This window comes from Enterococcus sp. C53, from assembly GCF_040887425.1.
Lineage (GTDB): Bacteria > Bacillota > Bacilli > Lactobacillales > Enterococcaceae > Enterococcus_B > Enterococcus_B hirae.
In genome coordinates this window covers 74,790-100,823 of the sequence record NZ_JBFOFT010000003.1, presented here as the reverse complement: position 1 = coordinate 100,823, position 26,034 = coordinate 74,790, and the positions used below count along the sequence as shown (strand labels likewise).

The following is a 26,034-nucleotide window of genomic DNA, read 5'->3' as shown; positions in this document are numbered from 1 at the left end:
ACTAGCTAAAAAAACAGGTATGCCTGATTAACAAGGCTTTTTCACCTCTTGATTGATACTGTTAAAGCAAGATGGCTCTTTGAACAAAATGATTGACCTATCTTAGTTACGCTTTTTCAGGTCAAATTTTCAAACGCGGTCTGTCATTCCTATTTCAAAAGTTTTAAGAAACTTTCGCCGTTTTCGGTAGCAGGAACATCGAAGTTTTCAGCAATCGTTGCTGCGATATCTGAATAGTAGCCTTGTGGCAAGCTTCCTTGTCCTTGCATTTTTTTGCTGAAAACTAATAATGGTACATATTCACGTGTATGATCTGTTCCAGGGAATGTTGGATCATTTCCATGGTCAGCAGTAATCATCAGTAAGTCGTCCTCTGCCATTGCCTCTAATATTTCAGGAATACGTAAATCAAAATCTTCAATTGCGTGGGCATAACCTACAACATCCCGACGATGTCCAAATAATGCATCAAAATCAACTAAATTAGTAAAACTGATCCCTGTAAACTCTTTTTTCATCACATTTAATAATTGGTCAACGCCATCCATGTTGCTTTTCGTACGGACGAACTCTGTAATCCCTTGACCGTTGAAGATATCGTTGATTTTTCCAACAGCGATAACGTCTTTTCCTGCTTCTTTTAATGAATCTAAAACCGTATGCCCGAATGGATCCAATGCGTAATCATGTCGGTTGCTCGTACGAGTAAAATTACCTGGTTCTCCAACGTAAGGTCGCGCAATAATTCGACCAATCATGTATGGGTCGTCTTTAGTAATGTCACGAACGAACTGACAAATCCGATAAAGTTCTTCTAAAGGAATAATTTCTTCATGCGCAGCAATTTGTAGAACTGGATCTGCGGACGTATAGACGATCAAATCACCAGTTTTCATTTGATGTTCACCATAGTCATCTATAACAGCGGTTCCACTATATGGTTGATTGCAAACAATTTTGCGTCCTGAGAAGTCTTCAATTTGTTTGAGTAATTCATCAGGGAAACCGTTAGGAAATACTCGAAATGGTGTCTTGATGTTCAGACCCATGATTTCCCAGTGACCGGTCATTGTATCTTTTCCTACAGATACTTCCTCTAATTTAGTGGCATAGCCTTGGTGGTTTTTAACCGCTTCGACACCTTCTAATGGGCGAATCGTTCCTAATCCTAACTGTTCTAAATGAGGAATTGTCAAACCAGCTTCTTTTGCGATATGCCCTAGTGTATCTGAACCTTTATCACCAAATTTTTCAGCATCTGGCGCTTCACCGATTCCTACTGAATCCATGACAATCAAATGTACGCGTTTAAACATGATTATTCCTTCTTTCTTTTTTATTATTGCTATTAAATCAAAAAGGGCGAGTCGAAAAAACATTTCCCGTAACCCACCCTTTTTATTCACTAAAAGTTTATTTTGATTTTATATAATTTTTACCGTTCGCTTTAGGTCCAGATGCTTTTCCTAAGAACGCTACTAACACAATAACGGTTAATAGGTAAGGTGCAATCTGCAGCAATACTGGCGGTATCGAAGAAATCACTGGTAATTGAGCTCCGATGATACTTAAACTTTGCGCAAAACCAAAGAATAAAGAAGCGCCCATGGCCCCTAGTGGATTCCATTTACCGAAGATCATAGCAGCCATTGAGATAAACCCTTGACCTACGATCGTTCCGGCAGAGAAATTCCCTGAAATCGATTGAGCGAATACTGCGCCACCCATTCCGCCAAGTAAACCAGAGATCAATACCCCAGAATAACGCATCGCGTAAACATTGATTCCCAATGTATCCGCTGCTTGAGGATTTTCACCCACTGAACGTAAGCGAAGTCCGAACTTTGTCTTAAAGATAATAAACCAAGCAAGAATCGCAATTAAAATGGCACAATAAGCTGGTAAAAATGTATTTTTAAAGAAAATTGGTCCAATTACTGGAATTTTTGATAATCCAGGAAATGAGAAATATCCTAAGTTAACTGAAATGTTATCAGTTTGTCCTTTTCCATACCATGTTTTAATTAAAAATACACCCAAAGCTGGTGCCATCAAGTTGATAACTGTCCCGCTGATGATATGGTCTGCACGTAAACTAACAGTTGCTACTGCATGTAATAAAGAGAATAACACACCAACTATCCCACCGACTAAAATAGCGATCCATGGTGTCATGTCTCCTAAGGTAGGACTCATGGTTAGATTAAATACTACCGCACTGAAAGCACCCATAACCATGATGCCTTCTAAACCTACATTGACAATCCCACTTCGTTCAGAAAAAGTTCCACCTAAAGATGTAAGAATTAATGGTGTTGAATAAACCAACGTTGAAGTGAGGATTAAAGCAATTAACTCAGTTGTTGACATTATAATTCTCCTCCTTCTTGACTCTGATTTGTTGGTTTCGATTCAACAGTCTCCACGATCGCTTCTTGTTTTTTACCTTGGAAGAATTTCGCCATAATGAAACGAATCAAGAAGTTGATCCCAACAAAGAAAATAATCAATGCAATCGATACATTTACGATTTCAAATGGTATACCGGCACCTGTTTGCATCCCCAAACCACCGATTTTCAAGATACTGAACAAGAGTGCTGAAAGTAAAATTCCAATCGCTGAACCAGAACCTAACAGTGACACAGCCATTCCGTCAAATCCGATGGCTAAGGAAGTTGTTTGAACGAAAAAGTTTTGATACGTTCCTAATCCTTCGACTACTCCACCAAGTCCTGCTAAAGCGCCTGAAATCATCATGGAGAAGACGATCGTACGTTTACTACTCATTCCAGCATACTCAGAAGCAAAAGGATTTAGACCTACCGAACGAATTTCAAAGCCTAACGTCGTTTTCTTCATCAATAGCCAAACAACAACCAGTGCAATCAATGCTAAAAACAAACCAGCATTTACACGAGAACCGCCAAACATTTGTGTCAGCCAAGGTAATCTAAGAGAAGCATTTTGCCCAATCAAATTTGAAGAATCTAAGCTTGAACGATACGTATCTGGCATGATGTCATGTAAAGCAAAAGTACTTAAATAAAGTAAAATATAGTTCATCATAATAGTGACGATTACTTCACTTGTACCGAAAAAGGCTCTTAATACCCCTGGGATAGCCGCAGCCAAAGCTCCTGCCAAAGCACCTAAAATCACACAAGTCGGTAATAAAATGACTTTTGGCAGATCAGGAAAGGCAAGTGCTACCCACACACTAACGATCCAACCACAGAGTGCTTGTCCCGAAAGCCCGATATTGAAGAATCCTGCTGAGTTCGCAACAGAAAAACCTAATGCAGTAAAAATCAACGGTGTTGCTTGCCGTAATGTTTCACCAATACTTCTTTGAGAACCAAGGGACGCATTTAACATTGAAGAATAACCTTGGCCTGGGTTATAACCAAAAGCTGCCATCAAGATAGCACCTAAAACTAAACCTAGAATTACCGAAAAAATAGGAACTAGGAGATTACGTATCTTTTCATTGCGATCATTCATGTGCGCCACCAACCTTTTCTAACTCTTTTCTTGCTTCTTCTAAAGAATAGCCCGCCATAAGTAATCCTAGTTCATTTTCAGAAGTTTCTTTTGGATCAACGATTCCCACGATTTTTCCTTCGTGGAGTACCGCAATACGATCAGAAACATTCAAAATTTCTTCTAATTCAAAACTAATCAATAAGACCGCTTTGTATTTGTCTCTTTGTTCAATCAAACGTTTATGAATAAACTCGATTGCTCCAACATCTAGTCCACGTGTCGGATTAGCAACGATCAACAAGTCAGGATCACGATCGATTTCCCGAGCGATGATTGCTTTTTGTTGGTTCCCACCTGATAATGCTTTTGCTGGCACAAGTTCATTCGTTGTCCGAACATCATACTCTTCGATTAATTCACGTGCATGTTCATTTATCAAAGAATAATTCAATAAGCTATTCCTACTGTAAGGTTTTTGGTAGTAATTTTGTAAAGCAATATTCTCCGCTAACGTCATATCCAGAACTAAGCCATACTTATGACGGTCTTCGGGCACATGTCCTACACCAGCCTCCGTAATTTTTCTTGGCTTTTTATTCGTGATATCTTCATCTTTTAAGCGGATCGTTCCACTTTCTGCTTTACGTAAACCGGTTAACGCCTGGATCAATTCTGACTGTCCGTTACCATCAATACCAGCAATTCCTAAAACTTCTCCTGCTCGTACTTCTAAACTTAAGTCTTTGACTGCGTCCAATCCTCGGTTTTCTTTAACCACTAGATTTTCAATCGATAACACAACTTCTTGAGGCTGACTTTCTTTCTTCATTGTCTTAAATGAAACCGTACGTCCAACCATCATATCTGCCAATTGTTGTGAAGAGACATCTTTTACATTTACTGTACCAATCCCTTTACCACGACGGATAACTGTACAACGATCTGCTACAGCTTTAATCTCATCTAACTTATGGGTGATCAAAATGATCGATTTTCCTTCTTTGACCAACTCTTTCATGATTACAATCAGTTCGTCAATCTCTTGTGGCGTTAATACTGCTGTAGGTTCGTCAAAAATCAAGACATCTGCCCCACGATAAAGTGTTTTTAAAATTTCTACCCGTTGTTCCATTCCAACAGAGATATCTCGGACATACGCATCAGGATTGACCGATAAACCATATTGTTCAGAAAGCTTTTGGATTTCTTCACGTGCTTGGCGACGATCAAGTACCCCTGCTCGACTTGGCTCACTTCCCAAAACAATATTTTCAGTAACAGTAAATGCATCCACAAGCATAAAGTGCTGATGGACCATTCCGATACCTAGCTGGTTCGCTTTTGTCGGACTTGTAATTTTCACTTCTTTCCCATGCATCAGTATTTCACCTGATGTTGGCTCTAAAAGGCCTGAGAGCACATTCATCAAGGTTGATTTTCCGGCACCATTTTCTCCAAGTAAAGCGTGGATCTCTCCTGCTTTCACTTGCAAGTTGATGTTGTCATTTGCTTTGAACGTACCAAACTGTTTGGTGATATTCCGCATTTCGATGACAATATTTTCTTGAACCACAATTTTTCACATCCTAACGATTTCTATCTAGGCAACGATTAACAAAGATTTTTCATAAAATCTCAAATTGAAGCAAAAACTTCAGGGGATTATTCCCTTATCAAGAGGCTGTGAAAAGAGCGTTTTGACCTGAGCATTAAGGAAGAAAATCTCGAAACAGCTTTTCATGTTTTGAGATTTTTTGACTTAATGCCGAAGGTCAGCTCTTTGAATGCCGTTTAGCAAGAGGCTGTGAAAGAAGCGTTTAGCTCCGAGCAAATAAGAGAGGATTTTTTAAAATAGCTTCTCATATTTTTAAAAATCATCGCTTATTGTTGAGGAGCTGCTTCTTGAACGCCGTTTAGTAAGAGGCTGTGAGCAGCATGTTCTACTTCAAGAATTAAGAACAAAAAAACGAAAATAGCTTCTCAGCAACATCTTGATAAAGAAACAATCGTTAGTTATTTACTAAACCATAGCCTTGTCAAACAATTGTCCAACAAGGCTATAGAAATTCGTTTGATTATTTTTCAGGAGTTTCTGGTACTTTGATATCTCCTGAGATGATTTTTTCTTTTGCTTCATTCACAGCTTTTTCTGCTTTTTCTGAAAGTTGACCTTTTGTGATACCAACACCGTCTTCTTTCAATCCGTAAACGGTATGTTCTCCACCAGGGAAATCACCGTCAGCTGATTTTTGAGCTAAGTCTTCAACAACAGTTCCTACACCTTTTAGAGTTGATGTCAAAGTAAAGTTTTTCTTTTCACCGTTTAAAGTGTATTCGCCTTCGTCCGATTGGTCACGGTCAACCCCGATAACCCAAACTTTTTTGTCGCCTGATTCGTTTAATGATTTCGCTTCTTGGAATACACCGTTACCAGTACCACCAGATGCGTGGAAAATGATATCTGCATTTTGTGCATACATTCCTTGAGCAATTGAACGTCCTTTATCTGGCGCTGAGAAGTCTCCTGCATATTGATTCAAGACTTTAATTTCTTTGTTTAAAGCTTTTGCACCAGCATCTACACCAGCTTTGAATCCTGCGTCAAAACGATCGATTACTTCACCTTTTACCCCACCAATGAAACCAACAGTGTTTGTTTCAGTTGTGTAAGCTGCGGCAATCCCAGCAAGATAAGAAGCTTCGTTATCTTTAAATGTTGCTGAAACCACGTTGTCTTTGCCGTCGATAACGTCATCAATAATAGCAAAGTTTGTTTCAGGATTTGATGCAGCTTGCTCTTCAATAGCTGGCTTCAATTTATAACCAATACCAAAGATTGTTTTAAAACCTGCATTCAAAGCTTGGTCAATATTAGGGATATAATCTGATTCATTTGCTGATTGGAAATATTGGAACCCATCATTTCCACGTGATAGATCATGATCTTTCCCCCAAGCTTGTAGTCCTTCCCAAGCTGACTGGTTGAATGAACGGTCATCAACACCGCCCGTATCTGTGATCAATGCTGCAGTTGCTGTTTTTGAACCGCTGTTTCCACCGGTTGAATCAGTTGAATCTGATCCGCTGCCACATGCGCCCAATAATAACCCAGCAGATAACGCTACAGCACTTAAACCAAATAATTTTGCTTTTTTCATTTCTGTAAAGCCCCCTAAAATAATTGTTTTATTTTTCAACAGTCAGCTGACTGAATGAACATGAGTGATAATTCTATAGATCTTTTTCTGTAAAGGCGTAAGGTAATAGTTCTTTAACCGTCATTGCCTTAGTCACACCGTTATCCCCTACTAAAGTTACCGGCATGTCTGGTACACAAAACTCAGCCATTACTTGACGACAAGCACCACAAGGAGAAATTGGCTCTGGCGTATGACCAGCCACTACTAAATGAGTAAACTCTTTTTCTCCTTCAGAAACAGCTTTGAAAAAAGCCGTGCGCTCCGCACAATTGGTTAAACCAAACGAGGCATTTTCGATGTTGACCCCTTGATACGTTTTTCCAGATTCAGTGACTAAACATGCACCTACTGGAAAATGTGAATATGGTACATATGCTTTATCCAATGCTTCTACTGCAATGTTGATCCATTCTTGCTTCACTTCTGTCATAAGCTTCCCCTTACTACTTAATAGCCTTCGCCAGTAGATCCTGACATAATCGAAACTCCTGCACTGGTACCAATTCTTGTCGCACCAGCTTCAATCATTGCCAAAGCTTCAGCTTCGTTATGGATACCACCAGATGCTTTTACACCCATTTCAGGTCCAACAGTTTCACGCATTAAACGAACATCTTCGACTTTTGCTCCTCCAGTTGAAAATCCTGTAGAAGTTTTAACAAAGTCTGCCCCAGCGGCTTTTGCCAGCTCACAAGCTTTTACAATTTCCTCATGATTTAATAAAGCTGTTTCGATGATGACTTTGACTAAAGCACGATCTTTGGCCGCTGCAACCACTGCTTCAATATCTTTTTGGACTTTATCAAACTGTTGAGACTTCATTGCCCCAATATTGATGACCATATCCACTTCATCTGCGCCATTTTCAATCGCATTTGTAGTTTCAAAAGCCTTAGTTTCAGCAGTATTAGCTCCTAAAGGAAAGCCAATTACTGTACATACTGCCACTGGTTCGCCTTTTAATTGTTCTTTTGCTAGTGCGACCCATGTTGGGTTGATACAAACAGAATAGAAATGGTATTTCTTTGCTTCTTCAATAATTCGCATAACGTCTTCTTGAGAAGCATCTGCTTTTAAGATGGTGTGATCGATCATTCGGTTCAATTCCATTTTTTTCTCTCCTTTTATTCGGTGATGATATCATGTATCAACGTAGGCTTTTCAGCCGAGTCACTAATTTGGATATTTTGATAGAGCAATTCTTGAACAGAAGAAATCTCTTTTGTATTACTGTAGATTGTCAACAATGATTCTCCCTCTTTTACAGGATCACCAATTTTTTTATTTAATTTAAGACCAACTGCGTGATCAATATCATCTTCTTTAGTTTTGCGTCCTGCACCTAACATCATAGCTGCAATCCCCAACTCATTCGCAACGAGTTTTGAGACAATACCACTCGATTTGGCTGGCAATTCAACAACATACTTAGCTGTCAGTAATCGTTCTGGTTGGTCTACGATAGAGTCATCTCCACCTTGATTACGGATCATTTCCTTAAATTTGTCTAAGGCTTTGCCAGATTCTAGCGCTTCTTGCAGTAAACTTCTAGCTTCTTCGATTGTTGCTGCTTGATTGGCTAAGACCACCATCTGACTCCCTAATGCATAACACATTTCCAGCAAGTCTTCTGGTCCATTGCCGTTTAACGTTTCAATTGCTTCCACAACTTCAAGACTATTACCAATTGCTTCACCAAGAGGTTCAGACATATCAGAAATTACGGCTACTGTCTGACGATGAGCTAATTTTCCAATACTAGTCATTGTTTTTGCTAAACGTCTAGCATCTTCAATATTCTTCATAAAGGCGCCGTCACCTGTCGTCACGTCTAAAACGATCGCATCTGCTCCTGCGGCAATTTTCTTACTCATAATCGAACTGGCAATCAAAGGAATCGAATCCACTGTCGCAGTCACATCCCGCAAAGCATAAAGTTTTTTATCTGCTGGTGCAAGATTTCCTGATTGTCCAATAACAGCCACTTTACTCTCATTGACAATTCGGATAAACGCTTCATCAGAAAGTTCGATTTGAAATCCAGGAATTGCTTCTAGTTTATCCAGCGTACCACCTGTATACCCCAAACCTCTACCAGACATTTTGGCAACTGTAACACCCACACTTGCGACTAAAGGTGCTAAGATCAACGTTGTCGTATCTCCCACACCACCTGTAGAATGTTTATCCACTTTGATCCCATCTAAAGGACTTAAATCAATGACATCTCCTGAGTGGGCAATGGCAAGTGTTAAATCCGTGATTTCTCTATCGGTCATATCTTGATAAAAGATCGCCATCAACAATGCGCTGATTTGATAATCTGGAATTTCACCATTCGTGTATTTTGTAATAATATACTCGATTTCTTTTGTCGATAATTCATTTCCGTCTCGCTTTTTTTCAATCAGATCCACCATTCGCATTGCTTGATCCTCCTCGTCTTCATTCGGTATTATACAGGAATTTTCCAAAAGGTAAACCACTTTAGTAAACCAGTTTACTAAGAATACAAAGAGCTACTCACTGCCTTTGTAAACACTTACATAAGCAATATAACGCTGAGTTATCCCTTTGTCAATGTTTTTATGCTCTCACGAATAATTAATTTTGTTTCAAAGACTTTGTTCGGAACTTTGCGTTGTGGGAACTCGATCGTGTCGATCAAAAATCTTGCGGCATAAAATCCAATATCAGAACTTGGCTGTTTCACTGTTGTCAATTGAGGGATCATATACTCGGATAACTTCAACCCATCGAAACCAATAACTGAAATATCATCGGGGATTTTTTTGCCTAATTCATCAATCGCTTGGTAACAACCAATCGCCATTGCGTCATTTCCACAAAAAATTGCTGTAAGATCTTTGTGCTTTAAGAGCCGTTTAGACGCCTCGTATCCACCTTGGACCGTCAACTCCCCTTGTTCTACATACTTTCCATTGAAAGGGATTCCATGATCCTTTAGTGCATGACGATACCCGTTGAACCGTTCTTCTAACTGGTAATAGCCTGTTGTTTCTTTGAGCATACCGATTTTGGTATGACCGTTCTTAATAAACAAAGAAACTGCTTGATAAGCCCCCTCATACTCTTTTACAATCAACCGACCATTATCTCTGGTATTCAATCCACGATCAATCAAAATAATCGGCATATTTTTATAAAAATCACTATCTAAAGAATAGTCATCTGGCAAAACATTGGGCGTAGCCAATAAGATTCCATCCACTGAGCGATGAGCCAATTCTTTTAAATACTTGATTTCATTTTCTTGACTATGACGAGAGTTGCAAAGCATGATCACATACCCCAGTGGATTCAAGTAACTCTCGACCCCTTCAATCAATTTAGAAAAGAAGAAGTCAGTGACATCTGGCACGATCATACCAATCGTTTTAGAATGACGATTGATCACATTCGAGGCAAAGTAATCTGGTTTATAATGGTGCTCGTTAACAATATTCAGGACTTTTTTTCGTGTTTTATCACTAAAGCGGCTCCCTTTATTATTTAAAATTTGTGATACAGTGGTGACTGAAACACCTGCCATTTCTGCAATGTCTCGGATCGTTAGTTTCACTTCTTCTCCTCCTTTATGATGTAAATTCTTTTTTAGTTTACCAAAAGCATATAAAAAAGAATAGATAGAAAAAAATAAGAAAAAATCTTTTATTCACTAATAAAAATAAATAGCTTGGAAAGTGCCAATTTCCTAAACTGACTTCTTAAAAACTGCTGTAACTGCCGATCATCTGTCATTGTTCTTCTCTTTCATAGGAGTTTTTTCATTAGCTTGAGTAACTAGCGATTGATCTTTTCTATTATTGATTGCACTAGTTACTTTCTCACTCAAAGAAGACTTCTGACTTTGGGTTACTAAATTATCAGCAGCTAGATGTTCAGAATCCCGTTTTTCAATCGCTCCTACCATTCCATCTACCTGCTTGAGAAGTATTTTTTCTCATCATGAGCTATTTCCTGATCGTTTAAGATTTCATTATGGAGTTCTAGAATCTTTTCTCGAACAGATGAAAAAAGTTGAAGCTCTTTTTGATAACCTGCCGTTCGATCCGTGGCGATCATCGTTGTTAGCTGTTCAAGGAAAGGTTTTTTATTGTCAATAGGAATCTTTGGATCTTGCCTTACTTGTTGCCTAAGATTTAAAAAGTTTAAATCATGTTTATCGACTGCCTGAAAATAGTCTGCCGTATTTCCTTTCATAAGAAGCTCTCCGATATCCATAGCTAGCCTCTGCTCTTCATTCTCTTGCAAATCTTTTTTAGTCAGCGTAGCTTGTTGACTGGCTTTTTCTTGTTCATCCTTGGGAACAGAAATCTTTCCCCCATCCCCTATCAGTTGTTTCTCTTGGCTCTCAAATCTATTTATGGCATCAAAGAGTCCTGTTCTTATCTTTAGAATTTTTTGTAACTTTTGTTCGTATTTAATCATGCGATGATCAATTTGTTGCTCCTTCTTCGTCTTTTGATAAACCTCTTGTTGGTATCCTAGTTGTATATTTTGAACGTGAGACTTTAAAACAAGAGCAACAAGTGTGGAATCTTGCCGATTTTCTCCACCAACTCGTTGATTTTTTGCTGTTGGTTCCTTTAACTCAGATAAAACGATTACTTTCAAATGTGGAGGGATTCGTTCCTCTTGATTGATTCTTTTAATCATTTCCTCTTCCCATTTATTTTCACTTATAAACTTTTGGCACTCTTTGATATCACTTTGAGCAGTTACATGTTCCTTTTGTTTTTCATTACTATTCGTGGCTTTTTCTATTTGTTCAAAAAGCGGCTGATAGGTTTTATCCGTTGCCACTCGTTCTTTTAGTACTTCTAACAGTTGCTTTCTAATGAAAAATTCCTGTTTGATAACTGATATTTTTTTGATGTTGTTCTTTTTCGCTTCCTCTGAGGGATTAATTTCAGAAATGAGAGCTTTTTTTATTTCTTCTGAATACTCTTTGCTTTGTTTGATGCTAGCTACCACTTCTCGGGTCAATTGTTTGTCACTCATCAGTGCTTTATATGTATCTAGTTTTTCTTGAGCCACTTGTTTTCTTACTAATTCTTCGGTCAACACATTCTTTGTTAGCCAATCCAAATTTGACTCATCTTTGATTCCTTTGAGCAAGTCAATTCGCTCTTGTGGTACATCTTTTTTGAACATCTTATGTAAATCCTTATTTTTTTCACTTAAATCCGCAACTGCTTCTTCAAACAGTATAGCTTGACTATTAAATTTGGCGATACGTGCATCTAAATCGTTATGAAGTGCCTGTTTTTCTTCTGGAGTCAATCCATCTTGATGATCAATTTGTTCTTTCACATGTTTTACTTTAGAATAATCTGCCACACTTCTAATACTAACAAACTCCCAATAGACTGTTTTATTTCTCTGTGAAAGCTTGTCAAGCGTTGCCGCAGGACGATTTTGAATTTCTTGATTTAAGTTGTCTCGTCGCTGATCGTTGGGAATCGTATGGGTTAGAAATTCTTTTACCAGTTGTTCCCTCTCTGAGCGAGAAAAATCAAGTAGTTCAAACAGCAGCATGTTTCCAACAAATAGGACATCGTTGTTTTTTTGAGAATGGTAGCCTTTTTTGATCTGAGCAAATTTCTTTGGTTTTTTTTGGTAAAGCTTAATCATAGGCTTGTCATTCATGATTTGAGTGAACCCGTTCTTAGCATCTCGATTCTTAAGTAAGAAATCAAATTTTTCTTGATCTTTCCATATCAATAGATTTTTATACTTAGACACCAGCGTGGGACGATACTGATGCAAACCATGATGTACTAATCCATCTAAGAGATCTAAAAGTTCATTTGTTAAAGCAACATGTTGATCATCTGGCTGAACTTCACTTTTTTCTCTTTTGCTATTTAATTTTTCTCTTTTCGTTTTATTGTTCTGGACGATCCCCTTCGCCTTTTCTTCCCATGCTTTAAATGTTGTAGCCATTTCGACATGGTCTTTTTCTAAATACCTTAATACGTTTTCCTGGTTATACATGGGTAATTCTAAAATAGATTTAGTATCTACTATCATTCTGGTTTGTGTCATCTTTTTATTCTCCTTTCAAGTCACTCAAATTTTTCAATACCATGCTAGTTTTGTTTTCTAAAAAAGGAAGAAACGTTATTCAATTATTAGCTCCTTGAAATACGCCACTTTTCAATAGGAAAAAGTTCCACTAGTTAGCGAAGTGTCTCACTCCTTTCATCAACTTTTTTACGATCTCCATATTCCCATGACCTAGAGTACCTATCGCCTGTTTTTTAATAGAAAGAAAGGGACAAAAATAAACCGAAGGACCCGAAAATAGTTACTTCTATTTTAGGATTCTTCGGTTGCTTTTAGAGTGTGTTATTTTGTCATAGCTTTTTATTTAGTCTCAAACACCACAATCAAACAGTTATTCTTTGATACTTTTGATGATATAGTACCCTTTCTCTTTATGGACGATTTCAGCATTCCCAAAGGTCTCTGCCATTTTGCTTTTCGCACTAGGAGCCCCTTGTTTTTTTTGAATGACAATGGTTAGTGTTCCACCCGATTTTAACCTTGGATATGCTTCGGTTAAAATTTCGTGTACCACTTTTTTACCGGCACGAATTGGCGGATTGCTGACGATTGCTGCATAAGTTTCTTCATGAACTGCTTCATAGATATTCGATTGATGAATATCCACCTGTTTGATCCCATTGCGGTTCGCATTTCCTTGAGCTAATTCTACTGCCCGAGAGTTAATATCGACCATCTCAACAAATCGCTGACTAGCAAAAGCGATCGCCAATCCAATCGGACCATAGCCACAACCAACATCCAAAATTTTGCCATCAGCTGGCAGCTCTTCCCAATTAAAGGTATCAATTAACACTCGTGAACCAAAGTCGACTGTTTCACGTGAAAATACTCCTGAATCTGTTACAAATTGGAAGTTTTTTCCTTTTAATTCAAATGACCATTGTTCAAAGTCATGTTCTGTCGTTGGCTCTTGCGAATAATAATGATTCGTCATATCGTTCATCCTTTTTATATTGTTTCTTGTTTCTTAGTCTATCCTTTTATCAATTGGCATGCAATGTCTATTTTTCCTAGTTTAAATAAATAGTTGATCAGAAACACGAACAGAATGAATTTTGATATGTCATCCTTTTTATTTATTCAGTTAAAAATAAGAGACTTATAACCATTCTCGTTTAGTGGTGGGGTTTAGCCGTGTTTTATGTTAAAATGATTCCATTGATGGGAGAATGCAGGAGGCTATTATGAATGATCCAATGAACTACTACCGTGTGGCAAGAGAAGAATGGCGTGAATTTTATCGTAATGGACAAGCACCTTTGACCCAAGACGAGCTAGATAACATCAAAAGTTTAAATGACCGTATTTCAATGCAAGATGTTCGAGATATCTATGTTCCTCTTGCTCATTTGATTTATCTATATATGAAAGAATTTGAATCTCTTTCATTAAGTAAAGGTCTATTTCTTCATAAATATGTCGAAGTACCGCCATTTATTATTGGAATTGCTGGGAGTGTTGCCGTTGGAAAAAGCACAACAGCTCGCCTGTTACAAACGATCTTATCACGTACATTTAAACGCAGGAATGTTCAGTTGATTACAACTGATGGTTTTTTATATCCTAATGAAACGTTAAAAGAACGAGGGATCATGAATCGTAAAGGATTCCCAGAAAGTTATGATATGGAGATGTTGATCGATTTTCTTAATCGAGTAAAATCCGGTCAGGAAGAAATAAAAGTACCTGTTTATTCACATGACATTTACAATATCATTCCTGGCGAATATGAATTGATCCAACAACCTGATATTCTGATTGTTGAAGGAATCAACACGCTGCAACTGCCTGCTAATCAACAAATCTATGTCAGTGATTTTTTTGATTTTTCTGTTTATGTTGATGCTGATTCATCATTAATTGAAAAATGGTATTTAGATCGATTCGGTGCCTTACTCGACACCGCTTTTCAAAATCCACAAAATTATTACTATCAATTTGCTATTGGCGATCGTGACGATGCATTTAAAATGGCGCAAGAAGTATGGAAAAATGTGAATTTGAAAAATTTAAACGAATATATCTTGCCTACTCGTGGCAGAGCAGATATAATTCTCCATAAAACTGAAAATCATATTATCGATTCGATTTTCATGCGAAAATATTAGCATTTTAAAATAGTTTATTCTATTTTGAGATAAAATTTAAAGGGATAGGGGTAATAAATGTGACAAACGTTGCCGACATGACAAACGTTGAAAAGATTATCGTATTAGACTACGGTAGCCAGTATAACCAATTGATTACACGACGCATCCGTGATTTAGGAGTTTTTTCTGAATTATTGAGCCATCGGGTTTCTGCTGAAGAAGTAAAAGCAATGAATCCAAAAGGAATCATTCTTTCCGGTGGTCCTAACAGTGTGTATGATGAAAATGCTTTTGGAATCGATCCAGAAATCTTTAACTTAGGGATTCCTGTATTGGGTATTTGCTACGGTATGCAATTGATTACGTATAAGCTAGGTGGGAAAGTTGAACCAGCTAAAAACCGTGAATACGGAAAAGCTCAGTTAGAAGTAACCAGTGACGATGCAGTATTGTTCAATGACACACCTAAACAACAAACCGTTTGGATGAGCCACGGGGACTTAGTAACCCAAGTTCCTGAAGGATTTGAAATCGTTGGTACAAGTAAAGACTGCCCGATCGCATCCATCCAAGACACAAAACGTAATTTCTATGGTATCCAATTCCATGCAGAAGTTCGTCATTCTGAATACGGAATCGAATTACTCCGTCATTTTGCTTTTGATGTTTGTCATTGTGAAGGAAACTGGACAATGAATAACTTCATCGATATGCAAATCGAAAAAATTCGTGAACAAGTTGGCGATAAAAAAGTATTGCTTGGACTTTCTGGCGGCGTGGATTCTAGTGTCGTTGGTGTTCTTTTACAAAAAGCAATCGGTGATCAGCTAACTTCCATCTTTGTTGACCATGGTTTATTGCGTAAAGGCGAAGCAGACCAAGTAATGGAAAGCTTAGGCGGGAAATTTGGTCTAAATATTATCAAAGTGGATGCAAGAAAACGTTTCTTAGACAAGTTAGCCGGCGTTTCTGATCCTGAGCAAAAACGTAAAATCATTGGTAATGAATTTGTGTATGTTTTTGATGATGAAGCAACAAAATTAGCGGGAGAAGAAGGAATTGCTTTCTTAGCCCAAGGAACACTTTATACTGATGTGATCGAAAGTGGAACGGAAACTGCTCAAACGATCAAATCTCACCATAACGTGGGTGGACTACCAGAAGACATGCAATTCCAATTGATCGAACCTTTGAACACATTATTCAAAGATGAAGTCCGTGAATTAGGAACACAACTAGGAATGCCAGATTCAATCGTTTGGCGTCAACCTTTCCCAGGTCCTGGTCTAGGTATCCGTGTCTTGGGTGAAATCAGTGAAGAAAAACTAGAAATCGTCCGTGAATCAGATGCGATCTTACGTGAAGAAATCGCAGCAGCTGGCTTAGATCGTGACATTTGGCAATATTTCACTGTTCTACCAGGAATCCGCTCTGTCGGTGTAATGGGCGATGGCCGTACTTACGACTATACAGTAGGTATCCGTGCAGTCACTTCTATTGATGGGATGACAGCAGACTTTGCCCGTATCCCATGGGATGTTTTACAAAAAATCTCTGTCCGCATCGTAAACGAAGTCGCTCACGTCAACCGTATCGTGTACGACATCACTTCTAAACCACCTGCAACTGTGGAGTGGGAATAATAAATAAACCGCTAGAAATGCCTATATTATAGGTTTTCTAGCGGTTTTCTTTTGGCGTGGTCACAGTTTGGTCACACTTGTGTTCATTATTCCTTTTTTTATCTGTCGTAAACTGATTCTTAGTTTCAGGTGTCAGGTTGCTTTTAGAAAAATTAGTTTGGATAGATCCAGTTAAATCATTCGCTATCTCTCTCAATGAATTTGGATACAAATGACCATAAGTTCCTAAAGTCGTTTGTACATCAGCATGTCCTAACCTTTCCTTAATTCGAAGTGCATCTTTTTGTTGTGATATAAGCAAAGAAGCATGACTATGCCTTAACCCATGTATGCGGATCATATGAACACCAGCAATCGTTGCATGTCTTCTCATAATATGACGGATTGTATATTTCTGAGTAGGTATTCCATTATAAGAAAGTACAAACGACATGCCTCCTATTGAATCTTGACGCTCCTTCCAAGCTTTTAAAAAGGTAATTGTATCGTCGTCTAGTTCGATTGTACGAATACTAGAAGCTGTTTTTGGTTCTACAAACTCATAGGTTTTGGCATTCTTATAATAGAGTGTTTTATTCACACGCAAGTTTTTATTTTCAAAATCAATATCTTTCCAAGTTAATGCAGTGGCTTCTCCCAAACGCATACCGGTCATAAAAAGTAACCAAATACAAATAAAACCAAAATGTTGGTACAAATCATCAATATAAAAAGTTGAAATAACTTTTTCAAATTCTTCTTTTGTCCAAAAATCAACTGCAGTTTTCTTTTTCTTCACATTTCCAATAACTTTTGCAGGATTTTTTTCAAGTAGTCCCAAAACAACTGCTCGATCTAATGACATCTGAAAAATCCCATATATGTTTCTTACATAAGAGTTTTTATATTTGCTCAATAAATTATTTTGCCACTTTTGAATGTCAATTGGACGTATTTCTCTTAACTCCATTTTAAAGAAATAAGAAAAAGTTTTTTTGATTGTAGATAACCGATTTTTATATGTTCTTTCTTCCACTTTCCCTTGATAATAAGGTAGGAATAATTTATAAAAAAACTCCTCAAACAACATAGTACTTTGAGAAGTTTCTGCTTCTTTTCCATAATTAGAAATAAGTTCGGCATACGCTTTTTTTGCTTCTTTAATTGTTTTAAACCCCCTACGTTTTTTTTGTACTCTTTTCCCTGTTCGTTTGTCGAATCCCAAACTAGCAGTAAAATAATATTTCCCGTTTTTATCTTTTTTAAAATTAACCATGATTCTGAAAATCCTCCTCTACCTCTATCTTCATACCTAAAACTTCTTCTACAGATTCAACAGGTACTAGTCCTAATCTTCTATTTTCGTAATAGGTATAGCCTTTTGAAACCATAATTGCTTTTGCCTGTCGTATGATTCTTTCAGACTGATACTTCCCATAACCTAATTTCATTAATTCATTTTTTGTTATAACTACCATTTAAACACCTCATTTTTTATTCAAATATAAAAAAGAACACTACTAAAAATAGTAGCGTTCCTGCATATTTTTATTCAAATTTAATCAGCTTCATAAATTTTTGTATACTTGCTCCTTAATACTCAAAAAATGCACATTAGAAATCTAATTCTAAAAAATATACTTTTTTAAGGTTTTCTGTTACAAAATCTGTAACAGATTGATTTCTACTCTTAGTCATAAAGATCACACCTAGACCTTACGGGTCAATAAATTTGCTTTTTGTTTACAAATAGCTTGAAAGTAGGAAATAATTATTAGCGAACACTTAAATTTCATAGTTTTCCAAATATTTCATATAATTTTAGATATTAAAGTATAATTATTATTCATTTAATTATCTTTAATTTAATATAAGAAATAAGGAAATTACTAATAACCATATCTTATATTAGATATAGACATCAATTCTTTTAATTTTTTTGATTGCTTTGCATTTAAAGATACACCGTCTTTTTTTATTGCATTTGATATTTCTAAATTCATACGACTTAAAATTAAAGGTACTGAAGTTCCTTCATTTTTCAGATTTCCAAGGTAGGTTTGCAATACCATTCGAAGGGAATCATTTCCTAAATCTGTCTCTAAATCATCTAATAATTCAGTAATAATTATTTCTGCTCTTTTGCTTCGATCATCTCCGCCAGAAAACCATTTTAAATTACTCATTTATTAATCCTCCTTAATTTTAATTTACTTTTAAATAATTTTATTATAATTTCTCGAAGTCACTTTTTATCTAAATCAATTATCAAATCGCACTTGTTTATTAAGTTAAGGTTATGGGATATTATTATTAATGTCTTATTAGAGTATGTTAATAACTTATCAAAAAGTCGCATTTCAGTTTTAGAATCTAGAGCACTCGTAGCTTCATCTAACAATAAAACTTTACTTTCTGATAATAAAACTCTTGCTAGAGCTATTCTTTGCTTTTGACCACCTGATAAATTCGTTCCATTTTCTTCTAGATACGTATCAAGACCCAGAGGAAGCTCATTAATAAAACTCCACAAACAAGTATCTTTCAATACTTTATCAAATTCTTTTTCATTAGGGACACTTTCTAAACCTAAAACTAAATTATCTTTAATAGATCCACTCACAATAAAAGATTCTTGAGGAACATAAGTAATTAATTTACGTAAGTCTTTTCTATTAATATTTTCAATATTTTTCTCATTTATACAAATTTTCCCGCTATCTGGTACATAAAATCCAGCTAGAAGTTGTGCTAAAGTTGACTTTCCCACACCACTATCACCTTTTATTCCTATGTTTTTGTTTAGAGGTAAAGAAAGATTTATATTATCTAATACGTTAGAATATTTGGAAGAATAAGTAAAATATACATTTTCAAATGTAATTATTGAGTTTTCAGGTAATCGTTCCAAATGAATAAGCTTATCTTTGTCTTCATGATCTATAGAAAATACATCGTTAAGTCGAGTATTTGCCACTTGTGCTTTTTGAAATTTTTCTTGTAGATTTATTATGTTTTGTATAGGTGCAGAGAAAAATATAGATAATGAATTGAAAGATATTAATTCTCCTATTGTAATTTTACCATTAATAATATCATATGAACCAATCCACAATACAAACGCCGACGTTAAAAAAGATATCATTATTTTTAAATTTTGAGTTACAGAATCATACATATTTCGTTTTAATGATACATCAAAAAAATCATTTAAACTTTTATATATTTGGTTTACAATTTTTTTCTCACTACAAAGTGCTTTTATAGTATATATACCGTTTAATGATTCAATAAAGTTTGAATCTAATATTGAATTCTTTTGCATCTCTTCTACATTTAATCGAATCATCTTTTTATTCGATCCTAAAATAATTATAATATAAAAAGGTATAGAACTTAAAGTTATTAAAAACAATTGTTTATTAATGTTAATCAGTATCAGCCCTACAACTATAACTGAACTTAAATCTAATAAAATAGATATTGTAAAGCTAGCTAAAGCTTCTATGATTTTATTAGCATCAGAGAATCTAGATACTATATCTCCAGTTTTCCTTTTAGAAAAAAAGGAAACAGGTAAAACAAAAATATGTTCTAAATATTTAAATAAAATATCTCTACCTACATCTTGCCCTAATTTTTCTAAAATATATCTTCTGGCTATTTCAAATATTGTTGTTATAAATATACCTATAATATAACTAACTGATATCATAAAAAGATTTAAAAAATCTCTATCAGGAACCAACCAATCTACCAAAATTCTAAAATAATAACTAGATAGTATCCCTATAATCGTTATTATAAATGAAATAAATGTTACAAATAATAATTTTTTATATTGTTTTTTTAACAACTTTATTGATGAAAAGATACTTTTTGATTTATTATCTATAGCTTGGAAATTAGGCATTTTTTTAGGTACTAAAATAACACCAGTCCATTTTTTATCAAATGTTTCTATTGATTCTTTGTATTTTCCAATTGCAGGATCAGCTATTAATAATTTATTTTTTTTTACGCCGTATACAATACAATAATGAAGATATTGATTATCTGTTACTATGTTAGCAATTACTGGATAATTAAATTTATTTTCTTTCCATACATTATTGCGAGCTTTATATGCTTCACAATTTATCCCTACTTTAGAAAAACCGCTCACTATCCCTAATGCACTGGTACCTTCAGAATCAGTTTCTGTTAAGTCTCTTAATATTTCTACAGAAACCCATGAATGATAATTATTTAAGATCATCTGCATACAAGCAAGACCACAGTCAACTTCATTATATTGTTTTATCAATTTTATTCTCAAAAAATCACCTATAAATATGAATACTCATCCAGATATTTTAATGAATGAGTATTCGAAAATGTATTCATATACAAAACAAAATAACTAAATTAACCTTTCCACCCTGCTTTTCCGCCAGTAGCTAAATTAGCAGCAGCATTATTTCCAATAATACCAATAGCTTTTCCCCAATCAACACTACATCCCTTTTTATTACATGATACTCCGTTACCATAGTACTTTCCGCCAACTACTTGCGACATTTCTTTCACAGTTAATTTTTCCATACTTCATTCCTTCTTTCATTTTTGAACAATATATAATTGTTCTTATTTAGAATGGTAGCACATTATTTATATTAAAATAACTTACATTTAAGTTATTTTAACTAACGTTTTTGTCATCCGAAATTTTAAATTCATAGAATATGGAAACGGATTTCATAAACATATATTTTGAATTCATAAAAGTTATTTTTAGCATCATAATCGTAAATATATTTTTTGTGAAATTACGTAGTATTACAATATTTCATTTTCTCTTTAAAGACTGAGTTATCCCTATTGAAATTAACCCAGAAATTTTTTAAATATATTCGTCCATAAAAAATACAAATCATAAATTCACTTCATATTCTTGTCATAATACTTTATGTCTTAACTTTTTTACCATGTGATCACTTACCTAATTTAAATTAAAATAACATATTGATCATTAGAGAGAAGTAAACTGCTATTTGTCTTACGCTATCCTTCATCGTTTGCCCATTATTCTTTAGAAGCTCGAATAATTTTTGAAGCTTGACTAGTTTTAAATCCCATTTCAATTAAACAATTACGATCAATCATGACATCATACTTTTTTTCTACTTTCTCCATTCAAATCCTCTCCTAATTTTATAAAAAAAAACATTGCTGTATAAGCAATGTCCTTAATTTCTATTTATTATTCTTGGTAAATTTTCTCGAAATGATTACTTTTATCTTTAATCAACTGTTCAAATTCTTTATCACTGATTACATTTGAATCACCATTTTTATACATATAGTAATTAGTAATTTCATTTTCTTTTTCCTTTAATTGAGGATCAGAATACAATTGAACTTTTGTGACAAAAACATACTCATTAAAATCTTTTCCAGAGTAATAAACTTTTTCTACATCTTTCTCTGTTAACTTTCCTTCAAATGTAGAACCATGTTCTTCTTCTCGTTTTTCTTTGTGTAGTTCATTCCAATAACTAAGCACCTCTTTTTCTGCTTTTTGAGCCTTCTCATCAAGTTTATTGGTTTGACTACCACAAGCCCCAAAAATCCCTAAAGAGATTAATAACAAAGCAACACCTACAAAACGTTTCATTGAAAAAACTCCTTTTTATCTTATTATAACAAACACTATTTAGTTTTGTGCCATATATTTGTAAGTATAAGAATCTATTTTGTCATTGATAAAATGAACATTCATCAAGAACGCGTGAGACGCTCCACGGCTTTCTTCTTTTCCTAACACAATAAAACTATCTGGATCAGCTATACTTTGATAGCTACTTTCAATCGTTCCCTTACTATCAAAATCCGCATGAACTTTTACATCAAGCGCATTTTCTTTTTGACAGTCTTCTGTTACAAAATCCATCACTGATTGATTTCGATCATCAATAGAGTGGAAATTAACATAAGAGTACACAAAAGATTCTAGGATTTCTTTTGTTTTATCGTCTTTTTCTCTGTTACTATCAGTTTGTGGCTCAGATATGACAATTGACTTCTCACTTTTTTCTTTTTTTAACTTCGTGATCGTAGCTTCGTGATCGTGATACTTTTCTTGTAATTCATGATACTTCACTCCAACAAATAGAAGACCGATCAACAATAAAATAATACAAGTAATTCGTTTCATTATTTCCCTCTTTTCCAAAAATTTGACTTCAAAAACAATATTCGCTTTTTGCATTTATTTTTCCAACTGCAGTCAAGAAAAATGGGAAAAAATCAAACACAAAAAGCGAACAATTAATATTTACCAGTGGTGATAATTTTTAATGGATCAAGCCACGTCCCATTATCAGTAAACGCACTCGATTCCGCTTGTAGCCAATCTTTTTTCGTGATTCCTAAATGTAAATGTTCTGTATCACGTATACCGATTACGTCTCCCAATTTGACCTTATCGCCTACTTTAACCTTTGCATTGCTGGTACTTGTGGCGAACTCTTGATAAACCATATTCAATCCACTGTCATTAATGACAATCACACAAGCACCTAACCCCGAAATACCGGGATTTCCAACATAAGTGACCGTTCCACCATGAATGGCATGAATTTCATTTCCAGGGTGATCCACCGATCCAAAATCCAATCCGTCATGAAAACCATTTTCTCGAAATTCCCCACCAGGATTTTTCCCAAATAATTGACCGCCTGCAAAAGAACCTTGTCCAGCGTCAGGAAATGGCCATCCCCAGCCACCACCAACTGAACCACCTGTGTTCCCGCCAAAATCTTTCCAGTTTTTGATCGCAAAATCATCATACTGGGTCAGATTATTCGACTTAATAATGGACATACAACCTGTAAAGTATGGGCTATTCATTGTAATTCCTGCTGCAGCATATCCCCCGCGCCCTAACGTCAACAAGCATTGTTCTGGACTCTTGTTTCCTATACACGCATTAAAATTAGTTTGAGAAGCTACCATATAGCCATAATAACTAAAGGCTGATTTTTTATTCGGAAATTTCATATAATTTCCACCTTCTGAACCGCCGACACCACGAGCTGTCCCTTTCGGAAAAGGACACCCTTCAAACCAAGTGATTCCGAAAAAATTATTGTCGTTTTTAGCAGACGCAGAATGCCCCCATTCACTTTCATAAGCCCATTGACTAATTATGACACTCGGCAATAAGTGATACTTTACAGCCGATCCTACCGCTAATTGGGCGATTTCATCAGGTACATTTCCAACTCCTTTGATTTCAGGATAAGAAGGTAAATCTTCCGTATATACACCATTAAATTCTGTTCCACCAGCAGTTGATCCACTTGTATCAGAATCATCCATACCTAAGAAAAACAACAGAAACGACATGACAAGAAGAACAAGTAACCCAAGACAACCAAAGCAACCAAAACAGCCTTTATTTTTCATAAACGCCACCTAGCTTTTTTTGTGGTGTACGTCCGCTTGGCAAAGTTTGGATTTGTTTTTTCTTTATCACTTTTTCCTCTATCGGCTGTACTTCTTTTCGATATTGATTCGTTACATTTTGAACTTGTTTGACATCTGAATGGAATTTTTTATCCAATACTAAATGTGGCGTATATGGATTTGTTAAAGGAATTTTTTGTCCTGTGCGATCAATTGGTGTTCGAGTTATTCTGACGTTGCTATGATTCAAACGACGCACATTTTCACGTGGCTGGCTATAACGAGAATCCAATGTTACACGTGGTATCGTTCGATTAATCAATGGAATTTTTTGTCCTGCATAATTGATCGGGTTGCGAGTTAAAGTCATTAATCTTGGCGGATTCATCTTTTGACTTTGTTCTCCATTTTGCACCGTTCGATTTTTCATCGGATTAAATGGTAACCCTACAGGAGCGGTCACACCTTCTTTGGTTAAATTAGAAGGTTGTCCTTTTATGTGATTCCCATAGATCACTTTCTTACCTGAATATGGAATTTGTTGTTTATTCCGCATGCCAATTTCCATAGGATTAATAACACGACCATTAGTAGGCGTAGCTTCATTCGGACGATTTTTAAGGTTCTGCAAGTTACGATTCAGGGATTGAATCCCATTAATCGTAGCTTTTCCCCCACGATAGCCATAACCAGCGACTGACGCTGTTTTTAACGCTAATTTTTGCGTCCGATCAATCCCCGAACGAACTCGCTCTTTTGTTTCCTGTTTCGCTTGTTTGGCACCATGCTTAACCGTACGAAGCGTCGCATCTGCCTGTCCTAATCCTAGCTTTTGCAAAATGGCTTTTCGTTTGAAGAAAGCAATCAATCCAATGATTCCTTTAATCATCATATTGACAATAAAGGAAACGATTGTCCCCATAGGAATCAACGTATCCACGACATTGAACACTAAAAATGCGACTAAGATCAATACACTATAAATGGATTTCTGAAACATAAAACCAACAAACGAACGGAATCCTTTAAAAAGCAAATAATCTAATGTCGGGAAAAAAGACAAAAGCAGAAGAAAAGGAAGAGCAATCAACATCAACATTGCACCTAATTGGAAGATAAAACGTACCATTCCAATTATTAAAATAGGATTTCCAATTGTCATATTTAACACTGGCGTAGCTACGCCGATTACCGCTTTATACAGACCCATTTCAGGCTTGATATACTGACGATAGGTTTCATTTTTGTCCTCTTTTTTAGCTTCACCCAGATTCGTATCAATAGTTTTTTTTTCTTTATCTGTATATTTTTTACTCAAAAACTCTGTGGGATCAATACTTGCATGATCTAATTCTTGTAAATTAGTGGTTCCGTAGTTTAACAACAAATACGGATCAACCACCGCTTTTTGATAATACATGTTCCGAATTTGTTTAATGGCATCATCACTATTTGTCGCAACTTCCAGTCCTTCTACACCATTCGTTGCCTGAAAAATCAGTCCTTCCACAGAAGTTGACCACGTATCAATATTTTTGGTAAATTTTTCACCTTGACTCGCTACATTTCCATGACCGAACCAAACAACTGAAAATCCGACCACCAAACACATTTTTACAAACGCACTTGTTGCACGTTGTGGCGACTTAAACATCTTTAAATAAAACACGTACAACACATAAACACCAATTAAAGTTAACCCGAACACATTAAATAAACTATTATAGATATTTTGCGAAAACGTAAAGAAAGTATGGATCAAGTGATCCATTTCTGCTCCTTTATATAATTTCTCAATAATAGCGTCATTTACTTGCCACATCAACTTGTCTACATAAAAACCACCATTAGAAATCATTTTGAAGAAAGCAACCCCAGTATCGCCAAAGATCACACTGGTTAAAGAAAAATCAGCATCTACCATGTAAGAAGAAAACGTATCAATATGGTACGTTCCTACCTTGTAAATATCTGTTAAATTCTTTCCTACTGCCAACGCTGGCACTGTGCGAATCAATAAGTAAAAAAGCCCTGTTCCAGTCAGAAACAAAGCTTTCTTTTTACCTATATTCAGTTTTTTTAAGAACTTCAC

General features: G+C 35.7%; 24 protein-coding genes. 2 read left to right on the top strand and 22 right to left on the bottom strand.

Annotated features, from left to right (window positions below; genetic code table 11):
- Positions 1–149: 149 nt before the first annotated feature.
- The 12 genes from deoB to AB3I42_RS05365 all read right to left on the bottom strand — a co-directional run bounded on the left by deoB (position 150) and on the right by AB3I42_RS05365 (position 13,715).
- A complete protein-coding gene (deoB, locus tag AB3I42_RS05420; protein WP_010720467.1) occupies positions 150–1,316 on the bottom strand; it encodes a phosphopentomutase in 1,167 nt (388 codons plus the stop codon).
- A 97-nt stretch (positions 1,317–1,413) separates the two neighbouring features.
- The gene (locus tag AB3I42_RS05415) at positions 1,414–2,370 is read right to left on the bottom strand and encodes an ABC transporter permease (RefSeq protein WP_010720468.1); all 957 of its coding nucleotides are present in this window, start codon (positions 2,368–2,370) and stop codon (positions 1,414–1,416) included.
- Entirely contained in the window at positions 2,370–3,503 is a 1,134-nt protein-coding gene (locus AB3I42_RS05410) for an ABC transporter permease (protein ID WP_010720469.1), read from the bottom strand. Before AB3I42_RS05410 ends, AB3I42_RS05415 begins: the two co-directional genes overlap by 1 nt.
- The gene (locus AB3I42_RS05405) at positions 3,496–5,058 is read right to left on the bottom strand and encodes an ABC transporter ATP-binding protein (RefSeq protein ID WP_240210812.1); all 1,563 of its coding nucleotides are present in this window, start codon (positions 5,056–5,058) and stop codon (positions 3,496–3,498) included. The genes AB3I42_RS05410 and AB3I42_RS05405 overlap by 8 nt, the downstream gene beginning before the upstream one ends.
- A 502-nt stretch (positions 5,059–5,560) precedes the next feature.
- Positions 5,561–6,643: a BMP family protein gene (locus tag AB3I42_RS05400; protein WP_010720471.1), complete on the bottom strand. Its 1,083-nt coding sequence runs from the start codon at positions 6,641–6,643 to the stop codon at positions 5,561–5,563.
- Between the two features lie 73 nt (positions 6,644–6,716).
- A complete protein-coding gene (locus tag AB3I42_RS05395) occupies positions 6,717–7,115 on the bottom strand; it encodes a cytidine deaminase (protein ID WP_010720472.1) in 399 nt (132 codons plus the stop codon).
- Positions 7,116–7,132: 17 nt separating this feature from the next.
- Entirely contained in the window at positions 7,133–7,795 is a 663-nt protein-coding gene (gene deoC / locus AB3I42_RS05390) for a deoxyribose-phosphate aldolase (RefSeq protein ID WP_010720473.1), read from the bottom strand.
- A gap of 14 nt (positions 7,796–7,809) precedes the next feature.
- Entirely contained in the window at positions 7,810–9,111 is a 1,302-nt protein-coding gene (locus AB3I42_RS05385) for a pyrimidine-nucleoside phosphorylase (protein WP_034697695.1), read from the bottom strand.
- A 140-nt stretch (positions 9,112–9,251) separates the two neighbouring features.
- Positions 9,252–10,268, bottom strand: coding sequence for a LacI family DNA-binding transcriptional regulator (locus AB3I42_RS05380; RefSeq protein ID WP_081123098.1), 1,017 nt, complete (start codon positions 10,266–10,268; stop codon positions 9,252–9,254).
- Positions 10,269–10,436: 168 nt separating this feature from the next.
- Positions 10,437–10,619, bottom strand: coding sequence for a hypothetical protein (locus AB3I42_RS05375; RefSeq protein WP_010736790.1), 183 nt, complete (start codon positions 10,617–10,619; stop codon positions 10,437–10,439).
- 5 nt (positions 10,620–10,624) lie between these two features.
- Positions 10,625–12,757 (bottom strand): hypothetical protein, encoded by a 2,133-nt coding sequence (locus AB3I42_RS05370; protein ID WP_306690303.1) that lies wholly within the window; start codon positions 12,755–12,757, stop codon positions 10,625–10,627.
- Positions 12,758–13,109: 352 nt separating this feature from the next.
- Positions 13,110–13,715 (bottom strand): class I SAM-dependent methyltransferase, encoded by a 606-nt coding sequence (locus AB3I42_RS05365; RefSeq protein ID WP_010736788.1) that lies wholly within the window; start codon positions 13,713–13,715, stop codon positions 13,110–13,112.
- 250 nt (positions 13,716–13,965) lie between these two features.
- Here AB3I42_RS05365 and coaA point away from each other — a divergent pair, with 250 nt between their 5' ends.
- Together coaA and guaA are read left to right on the top strand one after the other, a co-directional pair.
- Complete coding sequence (gene coaA / locus AB3I42_RS05360) at positions 13,966–14,889, top strand: type I pantothenate kinase (protein ID WP_010720479.1); 924 nt, start codon at positions 13,966–13,968, stop codon at positions 14,887–14,889.
- A 59-nt stretch (positions 14,890–14,948) separates the two neighbouring features.
- Positions 14,949–16,514, top strand: a complete 1,566-nt coding sequence (gene guaA, locus AB3I42_RS05355; protein ID WP_010720480.1) for a glutamine-hydrolyzing GMP synthase — start codon at positions 14,949–14,951, stop codon at positions 16,512–16,514.
- 37 nt (positions 16,515–16,551) lie between these two features.
- On the opposite strand, the gene AB3I42_RS05350 is transcribed toward guaA, so the two are convergent.
- From AB3I42_RS05350 to AB3I42_RS05305, 10 genes are all read right to left on the bottom strand, one after another.
- On the bottom strand, positions 16,552–17,769 hold the full coding sequence (locus AB3I42_RS05350; protein WP_081201487.1) for a site-specific integrase: 1,218 nt from the start codon (positions 17,767–17,769) through the stop codon (positions 16,552–16,554).
- Complete coding sequence (locus tag AB3I42_RS05345) at positions 17,762–17,971, bottom strand: DUF3173 domain-containing protein (protein WP_038811063.1); 210 nt, start codon at positions 17,969–17,971, stop codon at positions 17,762–17,764. Before AB3I42_RS05345 ends, AB3I42_RS05350 begins: the two co-directional genes overlap by 8 nt.
- Positions 17,972–18,382: 411 nt before the next feature.
- Positions 18,383–18,679: a bacteriocin immunity protein gene (locus AB3I42_RS05340; protein WP_048340601.1), complete on the bottom strand. Its 297-nt coding sequence runs from the start codon at positions 18,677–18,679 to the stop codon at positions 18,383–18,385.
- 59 nt (positions 18,680–18,738) lie between these two features.
- Positions 18,739–20,799: a peptidase domain-containing ABC transporter gene (locus AB3I42_RS05335; RefSeq protein WP_368022367.1), complete on the bottom strand. Its 2,061-nt coding sequence runs from the start codon at positions 20,797–20,799 to the stop codon at positions 18,739–18,741.
- A gap of 101 nt (positions 20,800–20,900) precedes the next feature.
- Complete coding sequence (locus tag AB3I42_RS05330; protein WP_081201481.1) at positions 20,901–21,077, bottom strand: leucocin A/sakacin P family class II bacteriocin; 177 nt, start codon at positions 21,075–21,077, stop codon at positions 20,901–20,903.
- A gap of 480 nt (positions 21,078–21,557) precedes the next feature.
- Positions 21,558–21,668, bottom strand: a complete 111-nt coding sequence (locus AB3I42_RS05325) for a DUF3173 family protein (RefSeq protein WP_143352787.1) — start codon at positions 21,666–21,668, stop codon at positions 21,558–21,560.
- Positions 21,669–21,735: 67 nt separating this feature from the next.
- Complete coding sequence (locus tag AB3I42_RS05320) at positions 21,736–22,149, bottom strand: hypothetical protein (protein ID WP_368014315.1); 414 nt, start codon at positions 22,147–22,149, stop codon at positions 21,736–21,738.
- 39 nt (positions 22,150–22,188) lie between these two features.
- Positions 22,189–22,689 (bottom strand): EF0163 family protein, encoded by a 501-nt coding sequence (locus AB3I42_RS05315; protein ID WP_368014314.1) that lies wholly within the window; start codon positions 22,687–22,689, stop codon positions 22,189–22,191.
- A gap of 113 nt (positions 22,690–22,802) precedes the next feature.
- Positions 22,803–23,942, bottom strand: coding sequence for a glucosaminidase domain-containing protein (locus AB3I42_RS05310; protein ID WP_368014313.1), 1,140 nt, complete (start codon positions 23,940–23,942; stop codon positions 22,803–22,805).
- Positions 23,932–26,034: a CD3337/EF1877 family mobilome membrane protein gene (locus tag AB3I42_RS05305; RefSeq protein ID WP_368014312.1), complete on the bottom strand. Its 2,103-nt coding sequence runs from the start codon at positions 26,032–26,034 to the stop codon at positions 23,932–23,934. The genes AB3I42_RS05310 and AB3I42_RS05305 overlap by 11 nt, the downstream gene beginning before the upstream one ends.

Excerpts from the sequence above, each read along its gene's own strand:
- deoB (WP_010720467.1), bottom strand. The coding sequence starts at position 1,316 with ATGTTTAAACGCGTACATTTGATTGTCATGGATTCAGTAGGAATCGGT.
- AB3I42_RS05415 (WP_010720468.1), bottom strand. The coding sequence starts at position 2,370 with ATGTCAACAACTGAGTTAATTGCTTTAATCCTCACTTCAACGTTGGTT.
- AB3I42_RS05410 (WP_010720469.1), bottom strand. The coding sequence starts at position 3,503 with ATGAATGATCGCAATGAAAAGATACGTAATCTCCTAGTTCCTATTTTT.
- AB3I42_RS05400 (WP_010720471.1), bottom strand. The coding sequence starts at position 6,643 with ATGAAAAAAGCAAAATTATTTGGTTTAAGTGCTGTAGCGTTATCTGCT.
- AB3I42_RS05395 (WP_010720472.1), bottom strand. The coding sequence starts at position 7,115 with ATGACAGAAGTGAAGCAAGAATGGATCAACATTGCAGTAGAAGCATTG.
- deoC (WP_010720473.1), bottom strand. The coding sequence starts at position 7,795 with ATGGAATTGAACCGAATGATCGATCACACCATCTTAAAAGCAGATGCT.
- AB3I42_RS05385 (WP_034697695.1), bottom strand. The coding sequence starts at position 9,111 with ATGCGAATGGTGGATCTGATTGAAAAAAAGCGAGACGGAAATGAATTA.
- AB3I42_RS05375 (WP_010736790.1), bottom strand. The coding sequence starts at position 10,619 with ATGGTAGGAGCGATTGAAAAACGGGATTCTGAACATCTAGCTGCTGAT.
- AB3I42_RS05370 (WP_306690303.1), bottom strand. The coding sequence starts at position 12,757 with ATGACACAAACCAGAATGATAGTAGATACTAAATCTATTTTAGAATTA.
- AB3I42_RS05365 (WP_010736788.1), bottom strand. The coding sequence starts at position 13,715 with ATGACGAATCATTATTATTCGCAAGAGCCAACGACAGAACATGACTTT.
- coaA (WP_010720479.1), top strand. The coding sequence starts at position 13,966 with ATGAATGATCCAATGAACTACTACCGTGTGGCAAGAGAAGAATGGCGT.
- AB3I42_RS05350 (WP_081201487.1), bottom strand. The coding sequence starts at position 17,769 with ATGGTTAATTTTAAAAAAGATAAAAACGGGAAATATTATTTTACTGCT.
- AB3I42_RS05345 (WP_038811063.1), bottom strand. The coding sequence starts at position 17,971 with ATGGTAGTTATAACAAAAAATGAATTAATGAAATTAGGTTATGGGAAG.
- AB3I42_RS05340 (WP_048340601.1), bottom strand. The coding sequence starts at position 18,679 with ATGAGTAATTTAAAATGGTTTTCTGGCGGAGATGATCGAAGCAAAAGA.
- AB3I42_RS05330 (WP_081201481.1), bottom strand. The coding sequence starts at position 21,077 with ATGGAAAAATTAACTGTGAAAGAAATGTCGCAAGTAGTTGGCGGAAAG.
- AB3I42_RS05325 (WP_143352787.1), bottom strand. The coding sequence starts at position 21,668 with ATGGAGAAAGTAGAAAAAAAGTATGATGTCATGATTGATCGTAATTGT.
- AB3I42_RS05320 (WP_368014315.1), bottom strand. The coding sequence starts at position 22,149 with ATGAAACGTTTTGTAGGTGTTGCTTTGTTATTAATCTCTTTAGGGATT.
- AB3I42_RS05315 (WP_368014314.1), bottom strand. The coding sequence starts at position 22,689 with ATGAAACGAATTACTTGTATTATTTTATTGTTGATCGGTCTTCTATTT.
- AB3I42_RS05310 (WP_368014313.1), bottom strand. The coding sequence starts at position 23,942 with ATGAAAAATAAAGGCTGTTTTGGTTGCTTTGGTTGTCTTGGGTTACTT.